Here is a 16334-nt window from a genome sequence, read left to right on the forward strand (position 1 = left end):
CCCCTTAGATAAGGGGGAGATGCCCAAAGGGAGAGGGGGTTTGAACAAGACAAACCTGCAGTGTCTGATAGCCTTATCACTTAGCGTCTACCCACTACCTTGTCTTCGTATACGATAGCGCTCACGATCGCGCTGCTGATTCCCTCGTTCAATAGCCGCTTTTCATGTTTGGTTGTTCATCGTGTCCCCCACCCGAGCCAGAAGGCTCCTCGTCCTCTTCTGCTGGCGCGCTCCTTGGCTCAATCGGCCTCTCCTCATGCAGCCTGATTCACATGCTGGGCCTCGGGTTGCTGCTGCTGGCCCTGCTTGCAGGGTGCGCGTCGACCGATGAGATGCACGACGAACAGGCCAGCGAGACCGACGCCTCGCCCCTACGCCCCACGCTGGCCCCGACCGACACCACCGTACACACCATCCAGCTCTACCAGAGCAACGACGAGCGGGCCCTGCCGATCATTTCGATGGACGCGGGCAACCAGCTCACGCTCGCGTTCGACCTCCTGACCGAGGACGGGCGCCCCCTTAGTGTCTACTTCTTCCATGCCGATCGAAGCTGGCAACGCGACCTGAGCCCGTCGCAGTACATGGAAGGATTCATCGACGACGCTGTGCTCGACTATCGCCCCTCGCGGGGCACCGACGTGCCCTATATGCACTACCGGTACCAATTCCCAAACGACACAATCGGCTTCACCGTGAGCGGCAACTACATCGTGCGCGTTACCGAACAGGGTCGCCGCAACGACGTGCTGTTCGAGCGCGCGTTCTACGTTACCGAGCAACGCGCCTCAGGACAGATCGATATCGAGGGGCTCCGCCGTCCTGGACAGCCCCTACCCCTGCAACAGCCCTCGCTCCTCTTCACCCCGCCAGCCGACCTGCGCGGAAATCCGTTCGGGTACACAGTCTGCTTCGCACGCAACGGACTGCGCGAAGCGCCGCGCTGTAGCGAGCGTCCGCTCTTGAGCGAGCAGCCTGCGCTGGCGTTTGAGCTCGACCGTGCGTCTGCCTATGCTCCCACCACCGCCCCGAACGTGGTCGACCTGAGCAACCTGCGCACAAGCCGGAGCATCGCGCACGTAGACCGTACCCGCCGGCCGCCTCGCATTGAAATTGAGCCCGACGACGCCCGCTTTCTTGGCGAGGACCGCTTCGATCCGCTCGACGGGCAGACCCTTGTGCGTGCCGCACTGCGCCAGCTCTCTGACCCCGAGGTCTCTGCGCAGTACGTAGACGTGCAGTTTACGCTGCGTCCGCCTGAGCCGGCTGCTTCACGCCGCGATGTCTTCTTAACGGGCCCGTTCCTGCACAGCGACGAGGGCCTCCGCATGTCGTGGGATGCCACGACGGCGAGCTACGTCGCCACCGCCCGTATGAAGCAGGGCATGCACGAGTACAGCTACCGCTCTACCGACCCCGACCTGCAATCCCTGTTGCAAGAGCAGCTAATGCGCCGCGAGAACCGGTACATCACGTTTGTCTACTACCGCGATGCCTCGCTCGGCACCGACCGGCTGCTACACGTTCAGACGGCACGCTCCCGGTTTTAACGCGCTCTCTCGGTGTCTTTTTTCTCGCTGGTAGCCTTCCTGCATCATGAGCCTGTACGTTCTCCTTGCCAGCCTGCTGATTATCGCGGCTATTGTGAGCACAGGCGTAGCTCAGCGAGCGGGCGTACCGGCGCTGGTGTTGTTTGTGGGAATCGGTGTAGCCGCTGGCAGCGCCGGCGTACCATTTACCAACTACGAGCTGGGCGTCAATATCGGGATGCTCGCGCTGGCCGTCATCCTTCTGAGCGGCGGCCTCGACATGGAGGCAGCCCTCTTTCGCGCCTCTCTCGTGCCTGCCGGACTTCTTGCCACCGCCGGGGTGCTCCTCAAAACCGGCGTGATGGGCCTGATTGCCTGGTGGCTAACGCCCCTCGACCTGCTGGGCGGACTCCTTCTCGGGGCCATTCTGGCTCCTACCGATGCCGCTGCCGTGTTTAGCGTACTGAAAGGATGCGGGCTTCCCAAGCGCCTGCAGGGCGTCCTTGAAACTGAGTCGGGCACCAACGATCCCATTAGCATCTACCTTACGATCCTCCTCGCCTCGGCGCTCACAACCGGAACGGCCTCGGTTGGCACTATGGCCGGGGGCGTCGTGCTGCAGCTGGCTGTCGGTGCTGTGCTGGGCTACGGCATGGGGCGCGGACTCGTGCTGCTAATCAACCAGGTGCGCATCGACAGTCCCGGCCTCTATCCCGTGCTGGCCCTGGCTGGTGGACTCCTTACGTACGCAGCAACAGACCTTGTGGGCGGCAACGGTTTCCTGGCAATTTATGTGGTGGGCGTGGTGCTGGGCAATGCGCCCCTCGTGCACCGCCACAACATCCAAAACTTCATGGATGGCGTAGCCTGGGGCGCTCAGATCTCGATGTTTCTGCTGCTCGGACTGCTTGTCGTCCCCGCCGACCTGATTCCGCATATCCCTGCAGCTCTGCTCCTTACCGTTGGACTCGTGCTCGTGGCGCGTCCGGTATCGGTTGTGCTTACGCTGGCTCCACTTCGGTTGGTGGGTGAGCGCTTTCGCTTCTCGCTCCGCGAGCAGGCGCTGCTTTCATGGGCCGGACTTAAGGGCGCCGTTCCGATTATCCTCGCGATGGTGCCGCTCGTGAACGAGCTGCCAGGAAGCACTTTCATCTTCAACGTCACCTTTGTCTGCGTGGTTGTAGGCACAGCCCTACAGGGCCTCACGATCGTGCCGGTGGGCCGGTGGCTGGGCCTGGCCACGACCGCTCCACCACCGCCTCCCTTACGCATCGAGCTGGCCGGCGCTGCCCCACCCGGCAGCGCCGTCCTCGACGTACTCCTCGAAGCCGAGGCCCCCGCCGTTGGCGAACGTCTTGCTGAGATCGCCATTCCCCCACACATGATTGTTGCCGCCCTGGTCCGCGACGGCACCCTCATAGCGCCGCGCGGGCACATCCGCTTCCAGCCGGGCGATCATGTCTACGTACTAACAGAAAACGCCGACGGCGAACGTCCGCCCGATGCATTCGTAGCGCCTCCTGAAACGCCTGAAGTCTCTACCTGACCAGACACGCTTAGCTTATGGCTGCTGACAACGACACGCTTACCGCTGCTGCCCGGTGGGGCGACGCCTTTACGGCGCCGATCACCCCCGATACGGTTGCGTTCCAGACGCAAGACGCGGCCTACACCCACCACCGCAAGGCCTGCGACGGGAGCAATGACGTCACATTTCATGACCTCGGCGTCAGCGAGGAAGAGCGGCCCATCTATGGCGTTACCGCAGGCGACGGTCCGCTGCACGTAAGCTGTATCGCGGGCAACCATGCCGATGAGCCCGTAGGCCCCGAAACGCTGCGCTACCTCGTCGATCAGCTGCTTTCTACGACGCCCGACACCTTCTGGCGCACGGGCATTCGATGGACGATCGTGCCGCACACCAACCCCGACGGTGAGGCGCGCAACCAGCTGTGGATCGAGGAGTGGCCCAGCACCGAATCCTATCTGCGCCACCGCGTGCGCGAGCTTCCTGGACGTGACATGGAGTTCGGATTTCCGGATATGCGCCAGGAAAATGAGATCGTAAGCGACTTTCTGCGCGTCCAGGGTCCGTTCGACGCGCACCTGAGCGCGCACGGCATGGGTGTTGCCGCCGGTGCGCTGCTGCTGATCCATCCACACTGGGGCTACCGCACTGAGGCGCTGCAGACGCGCTACCAGACCGTTGTGGCTGAAGCAGGGCTTGGGATGCATGATCACAACCGCCAGGGGGAGAAAGGCTTCTTCTGGCTTGGCCCCGGGTTTGCCACCACGCCAAGTGGCAGCGGGATGCGCGCCTACTTCCACGCCCAGAACGACGATGAGATGGCCAGCCGTTTTCTGGATAGCTCAATGGAGTTTGTTGCTTCGCTCGGCGGCACCCCGCTTTCGGTCGTCACCGAACTGCCGCTGTTTGTGCTTGACTCGGCTGCTCCAGTTGGCGGTCCGCCGCCGCGCTATACCGACTTTAAAGAGGCGCTCCCCCGCATCCAACAGGAACTCAAAAAGCACGATACGTCAGACACGATCGACACGTTTGATCTGCGCCCGCTCCCGCTGCACACCGCAATGCAGATACAGGGACATGTCATCGGAGGCATCGTAGCTACCTGCCGTGCTGCATAAGATGCTGCATAAGGTAAGGACGTGCGGTGCAGAGCACGACTCACAAAACAATGCACGAAGCGTCCCTTAGGCCGTTGTGGTACACTGTGGTCCCCAAGCGTCGGCGCTCCCACAGCCAGCTCTGTAATTCCTTGTTCGTTCGCTCATCTTTAGATAGGGGCCGCGCTACCCTGGCACCATGCCACACAGGCACCATAACTATGCTATACAGGAGCCGCTCGATGCTCCTTAGACACCGCATCCTGTCGCATATAATGACAATCCTATGAAAGGAAGCGCTTTTTAGCACCCCTCTGTTTGAACATAGCAGCCCGCGCAGTATAGTAGCGGCATAGCGCTACTATCTCCCTTTACTGAAGTACATCACAATGATAAAGAAACGCGAGTACAAGACGGTTGTCCGAGTCACGTTTGAGCTTCCTGGCGACATGGTCGACGATCATGCCGCTGTGGCTGGAAGCTTCAATGACTGGGATCCCAGTGAGCTGCCCATGACGTACGTAAAGTCGCGCGACGTGTGGAAAGCTGCGGTCTCCCTGGAGCCCGACACCCAGCACGAGTTTCGCTACCGGGTTGACAGCGAAGCCTGGGTTAACGATCCCGATGCCGACGCTTACGCCTCGAACCCCTTCTTTGAAGAAAATAGCGTAGTGCACACGTAGTAGTGCACACATAGAAGCCTGCGAAAGCCCGCATGTTGGAATACCGCGGGTCTCTCACGGGCCTCTTAGAATGGCCTATACGTATGGCTTACGTGCGGGCCATTCCGAGCGTGCACAGGAAGACCTGGCTGGCTCCCGCATGAAGCAACGCATGAGCTGCCGCCGCGGCGGTCGACCCCGTTGTGAGTACATCGTCGACTACAACCCATGCCTGCCCGGCGACACGGTCGGGCTGCGAAGCGGCAAACGCACCGGCTACGTTTCGCCATCGTTGGGTCCGGGCCAGCCCGGTCTGTGAGGCCGTGGGCCGTACGCGAGCCAGGATGTCGGGGCACGATGGCACACCGGTCGCCTCCGCGAGCCCTTTAGTAAGGGTTTCGCTCTGATTGTATCCGCGCTCCAGCCAGCGCTGTCGATGCAGCGGCACCGGCACGAATCCATCTGGCATCCACGCCTCTGTCGGCACGACATCGGCCATCCACCGCCCGAGCGTGTGCCCGATATGTGGCTGGTTCTGGTACTTGAGCGCGTGCTGCACCGACTGCAGAGCGCCCTGCGCGTCGAAGACCCACAGACTTCGGGCATCGGCAATCACATCAGCAGCCGCAAGACGCTGCAGGCGCTCCCCCACCGCCTGCGGTGTAGCCCGCTCAATACCGGCCGCGCAGCGCGGACACAGCGGTACGTCGGGTGCAGCCGTTCGTACTCCACACTCCACGCACTGTGGGGGGTAGAGCACACCCAGTGCCCCATGCAGGCATGCGCGAAGCCATCCCGTTCGCACGGGCGCGGTTTCGTCGAACTGATTTTCTTGAGCACGCATCACAGTTCCCTCTTGATCCTCTGTAGTCCGCTGCAAACGCCCCCAGCTCAATTACGCAATTATTCGTCGTTTGCATGTGCGTTGGGCGCTCCTGTATGATATACTATAGAACCGTAAAAGTCTACGGATCTACCTCGTATCCTCCCCTGAAACGCTTGCCTTCATCCCTATGGCTGATCGTGACCGCCGTGGTATGCTCATTAAGAACACCGGATCTGTCGATGAACAGGTTGCTATGGCATCGCGCGTAATCAAGCTCGGGCCGGGTGAAGAGGAATTCATCACCCCTGAGGAAGTGCGCGACCCCAAACTTCGCGAAGCGCTGCAGGTGCGGGCTATCGCTATCGTCCGCCCCGCAACAAAGGAAGAAGACGAAGCGCTCGCCAACCGGCTCGCAACGTCTTAGCTCCCTTCAGTAGTACGTCTCTTTCTATCTCTCTTCTGGGCTCTCTTACCGGTCTGCATCCATGCATATCCTCGTCGTGGAACCGTGGTACGGAGGGTCGCACCGCCGCTTCCTGGACGGGCTCCGTGCGCACTCGGCCCACGAGTACACGTTCTGCACCCTACCCGGACGCCACTGGCGCTGGCGCATGGATGCCGCCGCGGTGTCTCTCGCAGAGCACGCCCGGCACGTCGTGTCCGAACGAGGCACCCCCGACCTGGTGTTCGCCTCCGACATGCTCGACCTGCCTTCCTTTCTCGCACTTGTGCGCCCGCACTTCTCCGACGTGCCGGTCGTGCTCTACTTCCACGAAAACCAGCTCACCTACCCGCGTCCGCCCGGAGCTGCAGCGCCGCGCACCTACGCGCTGATGAACTACCGATCGGCGCTCGCAGCCGACGCTTGCTGGTTTAACTCAGACTTCCACCGCACCGACTTTCTGGAGGCGCTGCCGGACTTCCTGAACCGCTTCCCGGATCCGCCCGCTGCCGCACTGGTCGACCCCATCGCAGCGCGTAGTCAGGTGATGCATCTCGGCATGGACCTGGAGCGCCTTGGCCCGCCTCATCCTCGCCCGCACAACGCCCCGCCCGTTCTGCTCTGGAATCAACGCTGGGCCTTCGACAAAAACCCGGAGGGGCTGCTCCACCTCGTCGAAGGGCTCGACGACGCAGCGGTGCCCTTCCACCTCATCGTCACCGGACGAGCGGTGGGCCAGACGCCCGAACCACTCGATGCGCTACGCACCCGCTTTGCCGACCGCCTGCTGCACATGGGCTTTGTGGAAGACCCCGATGTCTACACCGAGCTTCTTCACCGCGCCGATGTCGTTGTGTCGACGGCCCACCACGAGTTCTTTGGCCTCTCGGTTATGGAGGCCATTCGCTGCGGATGCCACCCGGTCTTGCCCCATCGGCTCAGCTATCCCGAACTGATGCCCGCCCGCCTGCACAACCCGCTCCTTCATGCCCCGACCCTCTACGATACGCCAAAGAACGCCCTTGCTCTACTCAAAGGCCTTCTATCGGGCACCCTTCGTCCGCTTCCCAGACGCACCCTGCACGATATTCCAGACCGATTCAACTGGCCGCGCCGCGCTGCGGCCTTCGACCGCGCCTTTACTGCGCTGGGATAGCTGACCCATGATAGCTACCCGTGTTAGCCGACGTCTGCCTCTCCCACCTCTAACCAGCCATCCTCACAACCCTTCATACCCGCCATGCGCTTCCTCCACACCGCCGACTGGCATCTCGGACGGCTCCTGCACAGCCAGCACCTGACCGAAGACCAGGCTGCCGTCCTCAACCAGTTTGTCGACGCCGCCGAGACGTATGAACCCGACGCTATCATCGTGGCGGGCGACATCTACGACCGTGCGGTGCCTCCTTCAAAAGCCGTAGAGGTACTCGACGAAGTCCTCTCTCGCCTCGTGGTCGATGCCGGGTTGCCCGTCTTTATGATTGCAGGCAACCACGACAGCCCCGACCGCCTCGACTTTGGCTCTACCATCCTCGAGCGCCAGGGCCTGCATGTGCTATGCCACCCCCGCACCGATCCTGTTGTGCTACGGGATGAGCACGGCCCGGTCTACATTGCAGGACTTCCCTATGCCCAACCGGCCTATGCGCGCCAGGCGTTTGACTCAGATACGTCTATTCGATCCCATGAAGACGTTGTATCTGCTCAACTCGACCACCTGCGCCCGCAGATTCCCGAAAACGCACGCTCCATAGCAGTTGCCCATATCTTCGCGCATCGCGGCACGATTGGCGACTCGGAGCGCACCCTTGTGGGCGGGGCTGAACAGGTGCCCACCGGACTGTTTGACGGGTTCAACTACGTGGCGCTCGGTCACCTGCATCAGCGGCAGCGCGTGAGCGAGGATCATATTCGCTATGCCGGCTCGCCGATGAAGTACTCCTTTAGCGAACACAGGCACACCAAGTCGTTCTATGTAGTCGATATGGATGCCGAGGGCGCCTGTACCGTCGAACCGGTCCCGTTTACGCCGCCCCGTGATCTGCGCTGCATCGAAGGCGACTTTCATGAGATCCTTGACCGGGGCACCCGCGATCCCGACGCCGACGACTACCTGAAGATCACGCTCACCAACCGGGGGCCGGTTACCGACGCGATGGCGCGCCTGCGCGAGGTCTACCCGAACTGCCTCCAGATCGAGTTTCCGCGTGTCGAGATCGATGCCGACGACGACCTCGTACCACCCTCCGACGACGACAGCCCAACCGATATCTTCCGCGAGTTCTACCGCTACGCCACCGGAACGCACCTCGACGACGAAGACCACCCGATTCTCGACACCGCCCTCGAACGCATCGATGCCAATCGCCGCAACGCGTAGGAGTCCGTTGCAGTGCGTTGCATCTCTCTCCCCGCTTCCCAACTTCTTGCCTTGCTATGACGCTCGAACGCCTCCGCTTCAAACAGTTTGGTCCATACGCCACCCCTCAGGATGTCGACTTCTCCGACTTTGCCGGGCACCAGCTTTTTCTGATTCATGGCGCCACCGGTGCCGGGAAGTCGTTTGTGCTGGATGCGATCTGCTACGCCCTCTACAGCGAATCCTCGGGAGCGGAGCGCGACGCCACCGACCTGCGCAGCCACTACGCCACCCCCGACGATCCCACCGAGGTCACGCTCGACTTTCGCCTTGGCGACAAACGCTACCGCGTGTGGCGGCGTCCGCGCATGGAGCTGGCGAAGAAGCGTGGAGAGGGCACCACCACCCGCGGCCCCGATGCCGAGCTCTACGACCGCACCGACATCGATCGCGATGCCAAGCGCGACGCCCCCGGTACACTTATCGCCGAGGGCAAGCGCGACGTCACCGACCGCATCGAGTCGCTGCTGGGGCTGCAGGTCGACCAGTTTCGGCAGGTGGTGGTGCTGCCGCAGGGCCAGTTCCGTGCGTTCCTCGCAGCCGACTCCAGTAAGCGCGAAGACATCCTGAAGGTGCTGTTTGATACGGAGCGGTTTGCCGACCTGGAAGACGAGCTCAAAGCAATGCATGCCGAGGCCAAGCAGGATGCAAAGGCGCTGTTGGACCAGCGCAGCGCTCTGCTGACGCAACACGACGTAGAAACGCCCGCTGCGCTTCGGTCGAAGCAGGAAGCGTGCGCCGAAGCCCTCAGCGAGGCCCGCGACACCCATGCAGACGTAACTGCCCGGCTGAGCGATGCGGAAGAGGCTCTGCAGACGGCCCGCGATCAGCAGCAGCTGCTGGATGCGGTCGAAGAGGCGCAGGAACGCGTTGAGGCGCTTCGCGACGAACAGGAGGCGCAGCATGTGCGGAAGGCCCAGGCGCGAGCAGCCGAACGCGCGCAGCGTATCGAGAGCGCAGCGGTGCGCATGCGCGACCAGAAGGCGGCCCGAGACCGTGCAAAGGAGGCCCGAAGCGACGCGCAAGAGGCATACAAGGAAGCCGAGAAGGCGCGCGACAACGCCCAATCCGAACTGGAGCGCGAGCAGGCGAAAAGCGAGGAACGGAACGCCTTAGAGACCCAGATTAACACGCTCGACGCCGCCCGATTGGATGTGGCGGCGCTGTCCGAGGCCAGAGAAACGCGCGCATCCACCCGGAAAACCTATAACGAAGCTGTCGAAGAAAAAGAGGCGCTTCTGGATAATATCGAAGCGCTGGAGAAACAGATCAGCGAAGCGGAGTCGGTTATTGAGGCGCACAAAGAGGAAGCCGAGGCGGTACCTGAGCGCACGTCGGCGGTGAAAACGTGGAAGCAGCGGCTGAAAAATGCGCGTCAGCTGGCCCAAACGAACGAGGCGCTGCAGGAGGCCGAAGAGACGCTTTCAGCGGCGCAGGAGCGGGTTGCGCGGCATGCAGACGTGCGCGATGCAAAGAAAGAACAGGTCCGCGAGCTGGAGCGGGCCCGCGATGAAGGCTTTGCCAGCGTGCTCGCCGCCCAGCTGGAGGCGGGCACCCCGTGTCCGGTCTGCGGGTCGACCGCCCACCCGGCCCCTGCTGATGCAACGCGCGACGTACCCGATGCAAAGACGCTCGAACGAGCCCGAGAAGCACTCGACGACGCAGAATCCGCGCTGCAGGACGCTCGCAAGAAGCAGACAGCGGCCCAGCGAGCCGTGGATAAGTACACCAGCAGGGTTGAGGCGCTTCAGGATACGGATGCTATCCTAACCGAGCATACGGTAGCTGAAATTGAAGCGAAGCACCAGGACGCCCAAGAGGCCCTTGCGTCTGCCGAACAGGCGCAGTCAACGGTGGAGGAAGCGACGGAACGCCGCGATGCCGTTAGCGAGACGCTGAGAGCCAAGCGCGAGGCGCTGGATGCGAAGAAGGATGCGGTGCGCGAGGCCAAGAGCACGCATGAAAAGGCGGCCAGCGACGTTGAACGCCTGGCGGATAGCGTGCCTGAGGGGATCGAATCCACGAAGGAGCTGGAGGAACGCATCGCTACGCTCCAGGACGAGCTTGACGCCTACACCGAAGCGCTGGAGGCGGCTGAGGCGCAGATGGCATCGGCCAAGACCGAGCACACCCGGGCCGAGGCGAATCTGGAAAACGCTCGTGCGCAGTCTGCGGCTGCCCATGAGGCCTATCAGGAGGCTGAAACAGCGTTTCGGGAGGCGTTGCACGAGCAGGGGTTTGAAGACCGCACGGCGTACGAGGACGCCCAGATGGAGGCCGACGCGCTGGAGGCCCTGCGCAACGAGATTCAGGCGGTGGATAAGCAGTGGTCTACCGCGCAATCGGAGCTACAGACGGCCAGGGCACGCGCTGAAGACATTGAGCCGCCGGATGTGGAGGGCGCTCAGGAGCAGGTACGTAAGCTCAAAGCCCGGCTCAGCGAGCTCGACCAGCAGATCGGGGGGCTGGAGAGCACGAGCAACGGCCTACGGCGTGCGCTCAAGCGCCTCAAGAAGATTGAAGACCAGGCCGCCGAAGCCGAGCGCCGGGTCGAGCGCATCGGTCACTTGAGTCAGGTGGCCGGGGGCAAAGGGCGCAACGAACGCAACATCAGCCTGCAGCGCTACGTGCTGGCCGCACGGCTAAAGGACGTGCTGAAGGTCGCGAATACGCACCTGCAGCGGATGTCGCAGAACCAGTACCATCTAAAGCGCGCTACGACGCTCAGCGATGCCCGCCGCAGTGGTGGACTCGACCTACGCGTGCACGATGCCTACACCAACGAGGAGCGTCCGGTGAGCACGCTTTCGGGCGGTGAGGGCTTCAACGCCGCGCTCTCGCTGGCCCTCGGACTGAGCGACGTGGTGCAGCGCCGCACGGGCGGCCGCCGCCTGAACACGCTCTTTATCGACGAGGGCTTTGGTACGCTCGACCAAGACACGCTCGAACGCGCACTCGACGTGCTAAGCGACGTGCAGAAGCGCCAGCAGGGCCGCCTCTTGGGCATTATCTCGCACGTAACCGAGCTAAAGCGCCGGCTGCCGGCTCGTCTTACCGTACGGGATGCGCAGGATGGCAGCCGCCTGCGGGTAGAGGTATAGCTGGGCCCGGATTGGGCCGCCCCGCGTGCTCTCGCAGTTTACGCAAACCCGATCAAGTCCCGATTATTGTGTAACGTGTCGGCTCAACTTCTCAGTTCAGCTGGGCACGGGCCTGATGCAGGGCGTTGGGCGGAGACGGTTGGGCACTTACCGCGTAGGCGCGAATCACGTCTTCGCTCTCTACGAAAAGCGCCAGCACCGATTCATTCGGGTCGTACGACTGCAGCTGGGTATCCATCCATTCTGTAGGAAGATGGGCAGCCCGGTTCTTGATCCACATGCCGTCGGCCTGCGCGTAGCCGATGGTATGCGCCTCCATCTGAACCGCTTCGTCAACTGAAGGACGTTCCTGCACGACAACCAGCCCGATACCCAGGCGCTGGAACCCCATGTACGACGCGGCAGCCAGGTCAACCCAGTGATCGGCGATAAAGTCATGATGACTGGATTCGATAGCGGCTTCGGGGATGTGCGCGGGGGCACGTACCGTGAACATCTGCGCTTCGTCGTCAATGAACGTGGTAGTACGAGAAGCCATAAGCGACAAGAAAAGTTAACTCAAGTAGAGGGATTGCGGCCTGCACCGTAATCTGCGTCTTAATCTGCTTAGTCTGCTTAATCTGCACCACAGGGGGCACCGACATCGGCTTCCGTAAGCCGTTCGCAAACAGCGCGTCGTGCCCGGAAGCAGTAGCTTGCACGGAGGAGCCTCCGCAGGTCGGCTGCAGACGGCTCATGCTGACTGGCAGCGTGTTTACTTCTGCGCGCAGAAGCATACAAAAAGGCGGACGAACCGGTGTTCGCCCGCCTTACTGCCGTTTCTATACGCACGAAGCCCATCGACATGTTCGCCTACAGGCTCCGAACCGATCGTATTTATGCCATGTTTTCTACGATCGCCTCGCCAAACTCACTGCACTTCAATAGCGTGGCGTTCTCCATGTTACGCTCAAAGTCGTACGTCACGCGCTTCTGTTTGATCGTGGTTTCGAGGCCCTCGATAATCAGGTCGGCGGCTTCGCCCCAGCCCATGTAGCGGAACATCATCTCCCCGGAAAGGATGACCGAGCTTGGGTTTACCTTGTCCATGCCCGCATACTTCGGCGCGGTGCCGTGCGTCGCTTCAAAGAGCGCAAGGCCCGTATTGTAGTTGATGTTCGCCCCCGGCGCAATGCCGATACCGCCTACCTGGGCCGCGAGAGCATCAGAGATGTAGTCGCCGTTCAGGTTCATCGTGGCGATGATATCGTACTCGTTCGGACGCGTAAGAATCTGCTGCAGCATCGCGTCGGCGATGACATCTTTTACGATGATCTCGCGGCCGTCGTCGAGCGTGATGACCTGCCAGGGACCCCCGTCGAGGTCTTCGGCGCCGTAGTCTTCTTTCGCCACCTCGTAGCCCCAGTCGCGGAAAGCGCCCTCGGTGAACTTCATGATGTTGCCCTTGTGCACGAGCGTCACGCTGTCGTAGCCGCGCTCGATGGCGTAGTCGATGGACGAGCGTACCAGGCGCTTCGTGCCTTCTTCCGAGATCGGCTTCACGCCGATCGCCGTAGAATCAGGGAAGCGGATGGTATCTGCGCCCATCTCCTCAATCAGGAACCGCTTGATCTTATCGTTTTCGGGCGATCCCTCGCGGTACTCAATGCCTGCGTAGATGTCTTCTGAGTTCTCACGGAAGATCGTCATGTCAACCAGCTCAGGCTCCCGAACCGGCGAAGGCACGCCTTCGAAGTGACGAACCGGACGCACACAGGCGAACAGGTCGAGCTGCTGGCGCAGGGCCACGTTCAGCGACCGAATGCCTCCCCCCACGGGTGTAGTGAGCGGGCCCTTGATCGCAACGAGGTATTCTTCAATCGCCTTGAGCGTGTCCTCGGGCAGCCACTCGTTGTACTCGTCTTGCGCCTTGCCACCAGCAAATACCTCCATCCAGACGATCTCACGATCGTCGCCATAGGCATGCTGCACGGCGCTATCGAACACGTTCTGCGCAGCCGCCCAGATATCCGGCCCAATGCCATCGCCCTCGATGAACGGTATGATCGGACGATCGGGCACGTGGAGCGCGTCACCGTCTTTACGGATGACGTCGCCATCTGTCGGTGGTGTAATCTGGTCGAACGATGGAGTCGTAGGCATAAGCGTCTCTATACAATAAGTCGGTATAAGCGAGTTTGCCAGGGCGCCACATTGCGCGCTGGCCAGGCATCGATACGTATTTTTTTGCGATGCATTATTACAGTGTAGGAAAGCGACCTGACCAATATGGTTAGGATTCCAAAAATCTTAGACCAAAAGACCATCCCCTGTCTCCTCACGCATCGTGCTGAAGCATGCATGGCCCTGCCTCGGCAGTCGTCTGTCGTGTTACTTGCCAGCCGTCCGCCATGCCGCCCCTGCTGCAACCTTCTCATCACCATACCAGTTCTCATCTCATACCGGCTTACAAGGCGGTCATCCGCGCTACGTACAGGAAATGCGGTTTTATGATCGATGCGTGGAAACTCTGTCTCCCTCTTCTCTTTTGGAGATTGTACAACGCATCTATTCAAGACAGTATCTGCTAACAGTATCTACTATTTGTATGGCGTTCGTCGGCATTGACCTTGGCACCACCACCTCCGAAATCGCCATCTTTGACGCGAAAGAGGGCCCTCGACTGCTTAAAGATGCGCGGGGCCATGCGATTGTTGACTCCTACTTCGGGTTTGATCGCAAGACCAATAAGCCGGTCGTCGGCGAAAGCGTAAAGTCGATTGCTCAGTCAGACCCCGATCTTGTCGTTGAACAGGTCAAACGCTACATGCGCGAAGACGTTGAGTTTACGCTGGGCGAGCACCGGTTCACGCCCGCCGAGATCTCGGCGCAGATCCTGACGCACCTGAAGGAAAGCGCAGAACAGCAGCTTGGGGAGCCGGTCACCCGATGCGTTATCACTGTGCCCGCCAACTTTCCAGATCCGGCGCGCCGAGCTACCCAACAGGCCGGCGAAATTGCAGGCATGACGGTCGAGCGGATCATCAACGAACCGACTGCCGCTGCTCTTGCATACGGATATGACGAAGATCTCGACGGCGAAACGATCCTGGTCTATGACTTTGGCGGAGGTACCTTCGACGTATCCATTGTCGAATATAGAGGCACAATGGTCGAGGTGAAGGCCTCATCGGGCAACACGGATCTTGGTGGAAAAGACTTTGACCGAGCGCTGGTGCAGCACGTCACCGAAAAGTTTGAAGCCGAGCATGGCATTGAAGTTATCAGAGACTCGGGCAACTACTACCGGCTGCTCTTTGCATGCGAGGCCGTGAAGAAAGACCTGAGCGTGAGCACGCATGCGACCGTGAACATCCCCTACTTTATGGTGCGTGATGGCAGCCCGATCAACCTGCAGGTGGATGTGCGACGTAACACGTTCGAGTCGCTGATCCACCCCCTGGTTGAGCAGACAGAAGCCGCAATCGAAAAGGCTCTGGCTGATGCCAATCTCAACCGCTCAGATATTAACCGGGTGCTTATGGTGGGCGGTACCAGCCGCATCCCATATGTTCAGCAGTTCGTAGAGCGCCTTATGGGCGTCGCCCCGCACAAGCAGATCGACCCCGACAAGGTCATCGCAATGGGTGCTGCCGTACAGACCGCCATCATCGATGGTCTTACCGACCGTACTATCCAGGACGTGTGCCCCCTGTCGCTTGGCACCGTCGTAGTGCGCAACCACTATGGGCAGATGGTAGACGGGCAGTATTCAGAGATCATTCCGACCAACAGTAAAGTCTCGCAAGAGCACACGCGCGAGTACACCCCGGCAGCACAGGGGCAGTCCTCCGTCACGTTGCACGTGTACCAGCGCGACTCGCAGTCGGGGTCTGTACAGGCCGAGATCAACGAAGAACCGAACACTGAAGAAGGGTTCACACGCCTGGCCGAGCGTACCATCGACATTCCCGAAGCGGCTGACACCAACGATATTGAGGTCACCTACGTCTACAATCCCAACGGCATGCTCGATATCTCCGTGACCTTTCCAGGAACCGATACCGAGCACACCTTTCAAGCGCATGCCGGACTGGATGATGAGGCTATTGCCCGCTCGCGCCGCAAAGTACAGGCCAGTCGAGGAGCCGCACCGTCGTCAGCGTCCAGTAATGCCTCTTCGAGTACGGACTCGTTCAGCTGGCCGGCTCCCGACAGCGCTGCATCTGCGCAGGCCAGTGAAGGATCTAACCCTGCCCGTTCCAGCGCGAATAGCTCTCCTACGGCCCGGTCGCAACGAGAACACCCTGAGCCAGATTCGCAGCGTACGCCCTCTCCTGGTGGGGGCCCTACAACCAAGAGCTTTTCTACCTCTTCCGGCGACATGGAGTGGGACAACGTCGACTGGCTGAAGGATGTCGATGCCTCCTCCTCAGGCGACGCCTCGGATACTTCCAAACCAGCTTCTAAACCAGCTTCCTCCTCTTCTCCGCAAGGCGCGCCGCCCGAAGCGTCCTGGAAGAACGCCCCGCACTTCTCAGACGTAAAATCGCTTATCGATATTGCCGAGTCCGCTTTAGATCAGGGCCGGATGTCTCCACAGGAAAGCAGCCACCTCCGCGATCGCCTGAATCAGCTCAAGCACGCCCTGGCCGACAACGATTCGGAACGGGTCTACCAGCTGGAAGCAGAAATTATGGACATCGTGCTGGGTGTATAGCACTGGGTGTATAGCACTGGGTGTATAGCAC

At 61.0% G+C, this 16334-nt stretch carries 13 protein-coding genes; 9 read left to right on the forward strand and 4 right to left on the reverse strand.

Annotated elements, in window-relative coordinates; genetic code table 11:
• The first annotated feature begins 164 nt into the window (after nucleotides 1-164).
• From PPP56_RS02095 to PPP56_RS02110, 4 genes are all read left to right on the forward strand, one after another.
• Nucleotides 165-1550, forward strand: a complete 1386-nt coding sequence (locus PPP56_RS02095) for a type IX secretion system plug protein (RefSeq protein WP_353562305.1) — start codon at nucleotides 165-167, stop codon at nucleotides 1548-1550.
• A 46-nt stretch (nucleotides 1551-1596) separates the two neighbouring features.
• Entirely contained in the window at nucleotides 1597-3075 is a 1479-nt protein-coding gene (locus tag PPP56_RS02100) for a potassium/proton antiporter (protein WP_353562307.1), read from the forward strand.
• A gap of 17 nt (nucleotides 3076-3092) precedes the next feature.
• A complete protein-coding gene (locus PPP56_RS02105) occupies nucleotides 3093-4175 on the forward strand; it encodes a M14 family zinc carboxypeptidase (RefSeq protein WP_353562309.1) in 1083 nt (360 codons plus the stop codon).
• A gap of 368 nt (nucleotides 4176-4543) precedes the next feature.
• Nucleotides 4544-4837, forward strand: a complete 294-nt coding sequence (locus PPP56_RS02110; protein ID WP_353562311.1) for an isoamylase early set domain-containing protein — start codon at nucleotides 4544-4546, stop codon at nucleotides 4835-4837.
• An 88-nt stretch (nucleotides 4838-4925) separates the two neighbouring features.
• Here the strand turns inward: PPP56_RS02110 and PPP56_RS02115 are convergent, their stop codons facing one another.
• Nucleotides 4926-5660, reverse strand: a complete 735-nt coding sequence (locus PPP56_RS02115) for a ComF family protein (RefSeq protein WP_353562314.1) — start codon at nucleotides 5658-5660, stop codon at nucleotides 4926-4928.
• A 169-nt stretch (nucleotides 5661-5829) separates the two neighbouring features.
• Here PPP56_RS02115 and PPP56_RS02120 point away from each other — a divergent pair, with 169 nt between their 5' ends.
• From PPP56_RS02120 to PPP56_RS02135, 4 genes are all read left to right on the forward strand, one after another.
• Nucleotides 5830-6066 carry a hypothetical protein gene (locus PPP56_RS02120; protein ID WP_353562316.1) on the forward strand — a complete coding sequence of 79 codons (237 nt, stop codon included), beginning with the start codon at nucleotides 5830-5832 and terminating at the stop codon, nucleotides 6064-6066.
• Between the two features lie 61 nt (nucleotides 6067-6127).
• The gene (locus tag PPP56_RS02125; protein ID WP_353562318.1) at nucleotides 6128-7240 is read left to right on the forward strand and encodes a tRNA-queuosine alpha-mannosyltransferase domain-containing protein; all 1113 of its coding nucleotides are present in this window, start codon (nucleotides 6128-6130) and stop codon (nucleotides 7238-7240) included.
• Nucleotides 7241-7324: 84 nt separating this feature from the next.
• The gene (locus PPP56_RS02130) at nucleotides 7325-8464 is read left to right on the forward strand and encodes an exonuclease SbcCD subunit D (protein WP_353562320.1); all 1140 of its coding nucleotides are present in this window, start codon (nucleotides 7325-7327) and stop codon (nucleotides 8462-8464) included.
• A gap of 56 nt (nucleotides 8465-8520) precedes the next feature.
• Entirely contained in the window at nucleotides 8521-11604 is a 3084-nt protein-coding gene (locus PPP56_RS02135; RefSeq protein WP_353562322.1) for an AAA family ATPase, read from the forward strand.
• A gap of 91 nt (nucleotides 11605-11695) precedes the next feature.
• Here PPP56_RS02135 and PPP56_RS02140 read toward each other — a convergent pair whose 3' ends face one another.
• The 3 genes from PPP56_RS02140 to icd all read right to left on the reverse strand — a co-directional run bounded on the left by PPP56_RS02140 (nucleotide 11696) and on the right by icd (nucleotide 13746).
• Nucleotides 11696-12142: a hypothetical protein gene (locus PPP56_RS02140; protein ID WP_353562324.1), complete on the reverse strand. Its 447-nt coding sequence runs from the start codon at nucleotides 12140-12142 to the stop codon at nucleotides 11696-11698.
• Nucleotides 12114-12380: a hypothetical protein gene (locus PPP56_RS02145; RefSeq protein ID WP_353562326.1), complete on the reverse strand. Its 267-nt coding sequence runs from the start codon at nucleotides 12378-12380 to the stop codon at nucleotides 12114-12116. Before PPP56_RS02145 ends, PPP56_RS02140 begins: the two co-directional genes overlap by 29 nt.
• A gap of 100 nt (nucleotides 12381-12480) precedes the next feature.
• On the reverse strand, nucleotides 12481-13746 hold the full coding sequence (gene icd, locus PPP56_RS02150) for an NADP-dependent isocitrate dehydrogenase (protein WP_353562328.1): 1266 nt from the start codon (nucleotides 13744-13746) through the stop codon (nucleotides 12481-12483).
• 445 nt (nucleotides 13747-14191) lie between these two features.
• Here icd and PPP56_RS02155 point away from each other — a divergent pair, with 445 nt between their 5' ends.
• Nucleotides 14192-16303 (forward strand): Hsp70 family protein, encoded by a 2112-nt coding sequence (locus PPP56_RS02155; protein ID WP_353562330.1) that lies wholly within the window; start codon nucleotides 14192-14194, stop codon nucleotides 16301-16303.
• Nucleotides 16304-16334: the final 31 nt, after the last annotated feature.

It is taken from the genome of Longimonas sp., assembly GCF_040409695.1.
In the GTDB taxonomy this organism is placed as follows: domain Bacteria; phylum Bacteroidota; class Rhodothermia; order Rhodothermales; family Salinibacteraceae; genus Longimonas.